Below are 8,659 nucleotides of genomic sequence, written 5' to 3'. Positions count from 1 at the left end.
TAGTGGTTTCTGTCATAATAATTCAAGCAAAGACCATTATATGCCACGATCTAAATGATCGGTCAATGGATCCATTTTGATTGCTTTAATTATGAGCTAAACGCTGAAGTTAAACCCGTTTGCCCTGAGCTAAGCACACTACTTAAATGCGCGCTTACGTTTATATTGAAAAGTTGACCTTGAATCGCTTTATGATTGAATTCGAAGGTCGTGTTTCAGATTATATTTAAAATTGGTACTTACACAGACATTGTTACAGGGTCTTTTCCCTCTATATCATTAAAAAAAACCATAGTTTTTGCTAAGTTTTTATACCAATACTCCCATTCATGCCCACCTGGTAACGACTCGAATTGGTAATTAATACCGAGTTTGTCCATGGTTACGCATAAGGCTAAATTGCTCTCAATTAAACTATCATCTTTGCCACAATCAAGTCGCAATGGCGGTAGTTCTTGTTTGTTGCGTTTGAGCCAATAACTAATCTCAGCTTCATTTTCAAAATCACATAGATAATTAGCAACAGGTGTATCGGTAAACTGTTGTAAATCTTTTAGTGATGTTACTGATGAATGCGCTGAAATACCTTTAAACTTATGGGGATATTTAGCCCCAAGGCGCAATGCACCATACCCGCCCATAGACAAGCCGGTAATGTAAATACTGCTCTGTTCGCTAACTCCATCAATGTTGTCAATAACACCATTAAGAACATCTTCTACTATCCAAGCTTCATAATTACCTTGTTTTGATAAAGGTAAATAGGCGGATCCGTCCCATAAGCCTCCGTCTGATGGCATGACGAGTACAAAATCATTTAACCCTTGCTGTTTTAATTGTTCATAAACTTTATCTGCGCCGCCAAGTTGCATCCACACCCAATTTGAACCATAAACACCATGGAGCAGCACAATCACTGGCGTGTTTTGTGATAACTTGCCAGAGTGATAGACACTTATATCTTGGCGACCGCTGATATTGCTACTATGTAAGGTTAGTGTCGTTGTATTTGTTGGACTGTATTCTGGGTTAGATTTTTCAACGCGTAAAATAGCCATAATATTTAATCCTAATTTTCTTCTGATGAATCGATAATCACAACACCTTTAGCGATTCGACCATTTAACATATCATCAAAGCCTTCACTTAATGTTTCAAGTGTATAGCTTTTAGTTACTAATTCTTCCAGCTTCATGTCACCTTGATTATATAATGATAGAATACGACTAAAATCTCGCTCTGGATTACACATGCCATACAGTGGGTTAATGTAAATTTTATCCCATTCAAACAATTCACAATCAAAATCAATGCGTTGTTCAATACCACTGACTTGCACGGCTTTTCCTGCACTACGAATTAACGCTAATGGCGCTGAGCCTAATGCCGGTATAGCAGTACATTCAAAGGCGTAATCAGCGCCACGGCCATCGGTTAACTCTTTAACTTTTGCTTTAACATCAATAAAATCAATGTCACTTTTACTTGCAACAATACCTTCTGTCGCGCCAAATGTTTTCGCTTGTGCTAATCTTTCTTCATTAATGTCTATGGCAATAATTTTGGCTGCACCAGATTGTTGAGCCGCTTGGATAACATTTAAACCAACACCACCACAACCAATAACACAAACACTACTGCCTACGCTAACTTGCGCAGCATTGACAACAGATCCCCACCCGGTCATTACCCCACAGCCAACAATTGAAGCCGCAGCATAAGAAATGGCGCTTTCTATTTTTACCACCGCTTCAGCTTTAACAACTGCGTATTCACACATGGTGCCTAGATGAAAAGAACGCTCAATTGGCTCTTCATTATGGGTACTGCTTTCAATATGCGCGTGACCACTTAAGCCACAACCACACACTGGGGAGTTTTGCTCACAAATGTGTAAGTTTCCTTCTCTACATTGAAAACATTTTCCACAAGGGATTGCCCAGTTTAAAATGACTTTATCGCCAACGGCTAAGCCAGAAACATTTTCACCAATGCTTTCGATAACACCTGCACCTTCATGACCTACAATAAAGTTTTTGTTCCAATTTTGAATAGAATCCCAATCAGTATGGCAAATACCTGAGGCTTTAATTTTAACTCTAACTTCACCAGCACCTGGATTACCAATATTTACTGTCGTTAATTCAAATTTACCTTGGCCGTTTGAAATTACTGCTTTAGCTTGGATCATAGTCATACTCTTATTGATTATTGGATAATACGCATCATTGCCACAATAATTAGCGCAACAAAGGTATTGAGAAAAAATTAAAGCCTAGAAAAGTAAATTTCTAGGCTGTCGTTAAATATTGAATTGGTATTTTAAGTAGAAGTAATAAGTTAAATTACGCTATCAATCGCCAACGGTAACGCTTCGTTGGCAAGATGTGTTTTATTGATAATTGCTCTGCTTTTAATCAACTTAGTGCCTAATACATAGGCTTTAGCCTGATTAACAGCATCTACGGCAAGTAATTCATCACCGTTGAAATACCAAACTGAAAACTTTGAGCTTTCGCCTAGCTCTTTGCGGATGATGAGATTATCATAGCCAGTCGCTAAACCAACCATTTGCAATTTAACCTCAAATTGATCCGACCAAAACCAAGGTAATGCATCGTAACTCACATCTTGTTCACAAATAACTGAAGCGGTTATTTTTGCCTGATCGACAGCATTTTGAACTGATTCTAAACGTAACCAACGATCATAATGCTTATTGTGATGATAAGCACAGTCACCAATGGCGAAGATATTTTCATCGCTTGTTTGACACTGTCCATTTACGCTAATGCCATTCTCGACTGTTAAGCCCGCTTCTTGAGCTAGTTCTTGGTTAACACGAATGCCTACACCCACAATGATAATATCAGCGATAAACGTTTGTTCATTTTCACAACAAACCTCTTGTGTACCATCAATAGTTGTTATTGATTTTACATTTTGACCTGTTTCAATATTCACGCCGTTACGGATATGTAACTGTTTAAAGTAATCAGACATTTCGGGTGAAGTTACACGAGCAAGTAAGCGACCTTCTCTTTCTAAAACGGTGACTTCTCCGCCCATTTTTTTTATCGATGCGGCGGTTTCTAAACCTATATAACCGCCACCAATAATGACCACTCTTTTGTGCTTACTGTGTTTAACGGCTGATCTAATTTGCTCAACATCCGCTTGTGTTCTTAACGCAAAAAGGTTTTTAGCCTGCTCTATGCCGGTAATAAGTGGTACAAATGCTCTAGCGCCTGTAGCAATAATTAGCTTGCTATAGTTAAGTATTTCACCGTTATTTAGGCTGACAGCTTTACTTTCTTTGTCGATATTTGTGACTAAAACACCTAACTTAAGCGTTATGTTACTTTTCTCATAACTTGCTTCGGGTTTTATCACTTGCGGTTTTGTGTCGTCGCTACTCGTTAAATAAGCTTTAGATAAAGGAGGACGGTGATAAGGTAAGCATGGATCACTGTCAATCAAAATAATACTGCCCTGCCAACCCTCTTTACGCAATGCAAAGGCGGCACTAACTCCACCATGACTCGCACCAATAATTATGCATGTTTGTTCTATTGCTTGTAACATAATTTTCCTTATTTATCTTATAAAAAATCAATTGAAAGTTAATGAGCAACTTTAAAAATCACACCATCTATGTCGTCCGACACTTCAATTTGACAGCATAGGCGACTATATTCATTCGCTTCATCATCAAGCTCTAACATGTCTTGCTCAACTTCACTGGCAGCACCCACTTTAACTTGATGCTCTGGTGAAACATGAACGTGGCAAGTAGCACACGAACAAACGCCGCCGCAATCGCCTTCAATACCGGGTATGCCATTTTCAACAGCTAATTCCATTACGGAACCTGAGTCTGCTTCTAAAGTAATTTTTTCATCGTTTTGTGTTATAAATATAATTTTGGCCATGTGGGTGCTCGCTTTTTATTTTTTAACTGATTAATATTTAAATGTTTTTTATAATGAGTATTGAATAATGACTACTTAGCGTTAAACGCTACATTTAATGAATGAAAGCCAACTTTACGTTGAAATTGTTGCCAATCTTCGATGTTTTCTTCATTTTCAAACGCATTGATACTGCTTAATTTTTCAGATAAGGAGCCAATAAGTATGGCTAGTATTTGTCGTGCGTGTGTCGCGCCTAGGCAATTATGCGTGCTAAAGCCAAAACCAACATGCGGATTTAATTTTCTATCAAGAACAACTTCATTAGGGTTCTCAAACGCTTTAGCATCTCGGTTTGCAGAAGCCCAACATAATGAAATACGGCTATCGGCTTTTACCGCGTGCTCACATACCGCTGTATCTTCTGTTACAACTCTACCCATGTGGGTTAAAGGTGAGAAATATCGTACTAACTCTTCAACCGCTTTGGTTGTTATTTCAGGTTCATCATGAAGTCGTTGTAAAGATTCAGGGTGCTCAGAAAAATAAGCAACGGTATTAGTAACAGCATTAATTACCGTATCTCTGCCGCCGGCAAAGGTAAGGCTGATAACCCCTTTAACCTCTTCTTTTGTTAACTTTTTACCATTCACTTCGCTAGCAAGTAACACTGAATAAAAGTTATCGCTTGGGTTAGCGATTGCATTCTCTATTTCTTCATCGATATAATCGTATAGTAAACTTGCTTTATCGCCGTCTAAATCACTATCTTTGCTGCGAAATACATGGGTACCCCAGCCAATCCAAACTTCTGACTCTTCAAACGGAGTATTCAATAATAAGGTCAGTGCGCGTGATTGCAATTTAAGTGCAAACTCTTCAACAACTTCAATTTTAGGTTGCTTAATTGCCTCTTCGACCAGATCATCAATAATAGCTTTCAATTTATCCTGATAATCAGCCTCAAGTGGTCGCTTAAACCAAGGTTCAACTAGTTTTCGAAAGCCACTGTGCTGAGGAGGATCTACTTCAAAAGGTATTTGACGAACATCTCTTATTGCCGCTTCAGATGGAACTACAATGCGGCCTACCTCTTCGCCACCCGATTGGAAAGATTTCCAGTTATGGGCACACTTACGTACATCTTTTAATCCCATAACCATAGTTACAGGGTCATTTTGGTCGTCAATGGTACTAACGCCCTCTGTAGTTCTTGCTTGTTCAAACGGGTCCGGAAAAATACTAACAGTCATAAGTGTCCTCTTATAAATCACAATATTATTAACAATCGACACTATGGTAATCTAGTATTATTAACAGAGATACACTAATCAAGCATAAAAGTATCAAATATATGCTATTCTTAGCTCACTAGTGCTAATAGCTGAATATTAGTTTTCACCTCGTCAACCTTACTCAAGCAGACTCTGTATTTGTTTAAAAAGCGGTGGTAACTAAAAAATATTATATTTGTGGAGATTAAACTGAACGGATTGACGCTGAGCATTACATTTTTGAGTGAAGAAAGACAACCAGTGGTTAGTCGTTTCTTCAGTTTAGGAATGGCATACTTACTTAGTTTATCGCTTCAAACTGGTAAATAATCTTACGCTGATATGTTTCACTTGAATCTAATATACTATGAGGAAAATGATTGATATTAACAGCATTAGTATAACCTTGAGCTTCTAAACACACACCTTGATAAGGCTTAAAAACACCACTGAGCCAATAACCTGTATATAACTGCACTGCAAGTTGATCAGTATAAAATGACATTTTAACGCCATTATTTTTTGACGTTAATGTCGCGTTCACTATTGATATATCGGCATCATCTAAAACATAGCAGTAGTCAAAACCTTTCATGTTTTTTAAATTAACATCAGTGGTGTTACTTTGTCTGTCACCGATATTTGTGACATGTCTTAAGTCAAAATCAGATTGTTCTACCGGTAAAATATTACCGCTTGGTACGCTATCTTGTTTCAATTCAAGAAAATTTGAAGCTAATAGTTGTAAGTCTAACGATTCACAGCTTTCATCACCCAAATTAAAATACGCATGATTGGTAATATTGATAGGTGTTGCCGCATCTGAAATGGCAAAGTACTCTATTTCTAAGGCATTTTTTTCAGTCAAATGGTAACTAACTTGTAGTTTTAGGTTACCCGGAAACCCTTGGTCGCCATCTTGAGACTCCAGTGATAAAACAACTTTTGTATCTGTTGAAGATTCAATATTCCAGAATCGGTAAGCAAAGTTATCTACTCCACCATGTAGCGTGTTGTTATTTTCATTTTGTGTCACTTGGTAGCTAACACCATTTAACTCAAACTTGCCACCGTCAATTCTATTACAAACTCTTCCACAAGTTGCTCCTAAATAGAAACTATCTGTAAGATATTCTTCAGCCGTTGCATAACCAACAACCATCTCCGTGGCTTTTCCTTGGATGGGAAATAATATTGATTTTATCCGTGCGCCAAAATTAATAACTTCAACATACATACCTTTTTTATTTTGTAATAGTATTGATTGTAACTGGGTCATTAAGCGTTATATCCGTTAGGGTTATTTGACTGCCAACGCCATGTATCTTCCATCATATCTTGCATAGTTTTATGGGCTTGCCAGTTAAGTTTGGTTGCGGCTTTGTCAGCATTCGCCCAAAAAGCATCTAAATCACCGTCACGTCTTGGTACAAATTTAAACGGTACTTTAACATTGGTATATTGCTCAAAGCTTTTAACTATTTTTAAAACGGAATATGGCGTACCCGTACCTAAGTTAAATGCTTCACACAAACTATTTTCTTGGTTTACTAACCAATTTAGGGCGGCAACATGACCTTGTGCTAAATCAGTCACATGGATGTAATCACGCTCACAAGTACCATCTTCTGTTGCATAGTCATTACCAAATATAGATAATTCAGCCCTTTTCCCTACCGCAACTTGAGCTACAAATGGCATTAAATTATTCGGAATACCATTAGGATCTTCACCAATTTGACCGCTTTTATCTGCGCCAATAGGGTTAAAGTAACGTAAGTTAGCGACTTTAAAATTGCTATTACTGCGAACAACATCCGCTAAAATTCGCTCAACCATCAATTTAGTTTGTCCGTAAGGACTCGTTGGACAGCCAAGTGATTGGGTTTCAATGTAGGGTGGTTTTGCACCTTCACCGTAAACCGTAGCTGATGAACTAAAAACTAAGTTATTAACGTTAAACTTTTCCATAACTTCTACTAAGGCTACCGTACCCTGAACATTGTTATGGTAATAACTTAATGGTTTATTTACTGATTCACCAACGGCTTTATGACCAGCGAAATGAATAACAGAGGTGAACGTGAACTGTGAGAAGATTGTGCTTAATAAATCCTGATCTAATATACTGCCTTCAAAGAAAGTCACTGTTTTCCCTGAAAGGGTTTCGACACGATTTAAAGACTCTTTAGATGAGTTACTCAAGTCGTCTATTACAACAACGTTTTCACCTAACTTAAGTAATTCTAAAACGGTATGGCTTCCAATATAACCTGCCCCACCTGTAACTAATATATGATTCATTATATTACCTCTATGTCAGTAATTACTGAAACACCATCTGCTGCTGTGGTGATAAATATAGATTCTTTTATGCCTGTTTGTTTTTCATATTTTGCAGTAATAACATCTATAACAGTGTCGACTAAATCATTCGCAACAAAAGCAACAATACAACCACCAAAACCACCGCCCGTCATACGAACACCACCACGCTCTCCGATAACATCACCGATAATTTTCACAAGGTAATCAATTTCAGAGGTAGTGATTTCAAATAAGTCTCGCATCGATGCATGGCTTTCTGCCATCAAACGGCTGATAGTTTTAATATCATTTGCTTTAAATGCGTCCATGGCGTCTAGGGTACGCTGATTCTCATATAATACATGTTCTGTTCTATTAGCAACCACGGTATCTAAGTCACTTTTTTGTGCCTCAAATTCAGTAATAGTTACGTCGCGTAATTTTGTTTTACCAAAAAATTCTGCGCCACTTTCACATTGTTGACGTCGGGTATTGTATTCGCTATCCACTAAACCGCGTTTAACATTTGAGTTGATGATAACAATGGTCATCGCATCAGAAAGCGGTACATGAGTTAAGTCTAAGCTTCTACAGTCAATGCCTAGTGCTTGGTTATCTTTACCGCAAGCGGAGGCAAGTTGATCCATAATGCCACAAGCACAACCAACAAAGTTATTTTCTGCTGCTTGTGATATTTGCGCTAATTCAACAGTCGAAAGGCCTAAATCGCATAATTGATTAAAGGTTGCTGCAATACCTACTTCTAATGAAGCTGAAGAGCTTAAACCTGCACCTTGTGGCACATTACCACCAATAGCAATATCACAACCCGCTAATGTAAAGCCTCGTTTTTTAAGCTCATCAATAACACCACGAATATAGTTACTCCAAAACTGCGAATCATTGAAAGCAATACTGTCATTCAAATCAAAGCTATCAACTTCTTCATTACAATCAATCGCAAATACCTTTACCACTGAATCGGTACGCGGCGATACACAAACAACAGTTGAAAAATCAATGGCACAGGGTAATACAAAACCATCATTGTAATCGGTATGCTCACCAATAAGGTTAACTCGCCCTGGCGCATTAACAATAAAAGCAGGACTTTTACTATAATGATTTAAAAATTTCGTTTTTACTTTTTTAATAATATCCATGATC

General features: G+C 37.8%; 8 protein-coding genes. All 8 read right to left on the bottom strand.

The window, feature by feature from the left end; genetic code table 11:
- Nucleotides 1-239: 239 nt before the first annotated feature.
- Nucleotides 240-1,058 carry an alpha/beta hydrolase gene (locus AC0UA9_RS15805; protein ID WP_475661469.1) on the bottom strand — a complete coding sequence of 273 codons (819 nt, stop codon included), beginning with the start codon at nt 1,056-1,058 and terminating at the stop codon, nt 240-242.
- An 11-nt stretch (nt 1,059-1,069) separates the two neighbouring features.
- A complete protein-coding gene (locus tag AC0UA9_RS15800; protein ID WP_475661468.1) occupies nt 1,070-2,191 on the bottom strand; it encodes a Zn-dependent alcohol dehydrogenase in 1,122 nt (373 codons plus the stop codon).
- Nucleotides 2,192-2,340: 149 nt separating this feature from the next.
- Nucleotides 2,341-3,585: an NAD(P)/FAD-dependent oxidoreductase gene (locus AC0UA9_RS15795; RefSeq protein WP_475661467.1), complete on the bottom strand. Its 1,245-nt coding sequence runs from the start codon at nt 3,583-3,585 to the stop codon at nt 2,341-2,343.
- 38 nt (nt 3,586-3,623) lie between these two features.
- Nucleotides 3,624-3,932: a 2Fe-2S iron-sulfur cluster-binding protein gene (locus tag AC0UA9_RS15790; protein WP_475661463.1), complete on the bottom strand. Its 309-nt coding sequence runs from the start codon at nt 3,930-3,932 to the stop codon at nt 3,624-3,626.
- A gap of 71 nt (nt 3,933-4,003) precedes the next feature.
- The gene (locus AC0UA9_RS15785; protein ID WP_475661461.1) at nt 4,004-5,164 is read right to left on the bottom strand and encodes a cytochrome P450; all 1,161 of its coding nucleotides are present in this window, start codon (nt 5,162-5,164) and stop codon (nt 4,004-4,006) included.
- A gap of 322 nt (nt 5,165-5,486) precedes the next feature.
- Nucleotides 5,487-6,464, bottom strand: a complete 978-nt coding sequence (locus AC0UA9_RS15780; protein ID WP_475661458.1) for an aldose epimerase family protein — start codon at nt 6,462-6,464, stop codon at nt 5,487-5,489.
- Nucleotides 6,464-7,489, bottom strand: a complete 1,026-nt coding sequence (gene galE, locus AC0UA9_RS15775; RefSeq protein WP_475661456.1) for a UDP-glucose 4-epimerase GalE — start codon at nt 7,487-7,489, stop codon at nt 6,464-6,466. The genes AC0UA9_RS15780 and galE overlap by 1 nt, the downstream gene beginning before the upstream one ends.
- On the bottom strand, nt 7,489-8,655 hold the full coding sequence (gene galK / locus AC0UA9_RS15770) for a galactokinase (RefSeq protein ID WP_475661454.1): 1,167 nt from the start codon (nt 8,653-8,655) through the stop codon (nt 7,489-7,491). Before galK ends, galE begins: the two co-directional genes overlap by 1 nt.
- Nucleotides 8,656-8,659: the final 4 nt, after the last annotated feature.

The sequence above is a fragment of the Colwellia sp. F1 genome (assembly GCF_056238625.1).
The sequence above is the reverse complement of the archived record's forward strand: the minus strand, read 5'-3'. Positions and strand labels throughout refer to the sequence as shown.

Bases quoted from the DNA above. Each gene is read 5' to 3' on its own strand.
- AC0UA9_RS15805 (WP_475661469.1), bottom strand. From the start codon at position 1,058: ATGGCTATTTTACGCGTTGAAAAATCTAACCCAGAATACAGTCCAACA.
- AC0UA9_RS15795 (WP_475661467.1), bottom strand. From the start codon at position 3,585: ATGTTACAAGCAATAGAACAAACATGCATAATTATTGGTGCGAGTCAT.
- AC0UA9_RS15800 (WP_475661468.1), bottom strand. From the start codon at position 2,191: ATGATCCAAGCTAAAGCAGTAATTTCAAACGGCCAAGGTAAATTTGAA.
- AC0UA9_RS15785 (WP_475661461.1), bottom strand. From the start codon at position 5,164: ATGACTGTTAGTATTTTTCCGGACCCGTTTGAACAAGCAAGAACTACA.
- galE (WP_475661456.1), bottom strand. From the start codon at position 7,489: ATGAATCATATATTAGTTACAGGTGGGGCAGGTTATATTGGAAGCCAT.
- AC0UA9_RS15790 (WP_475661463.1), bottom strand. From the start codon at position 3,932: ATGGCCAAAATTATATTTATAACACAAAACGATGAAAAAATTACTTTA.
- galK (WP_475661454.1), bottom strand. From the start codon at position 8,655: ATGGATATTATTAAAAAAGTAAAAACGAAATTTTTAAATCATTATAGT.
- AC0UA9_RS15780 (WP_475661458.1), bottom strand. From the start codon at position 6,464: ATGACCCAGTTACAATCAATACTATTACAAAATAAAAAAGGTATGTAT.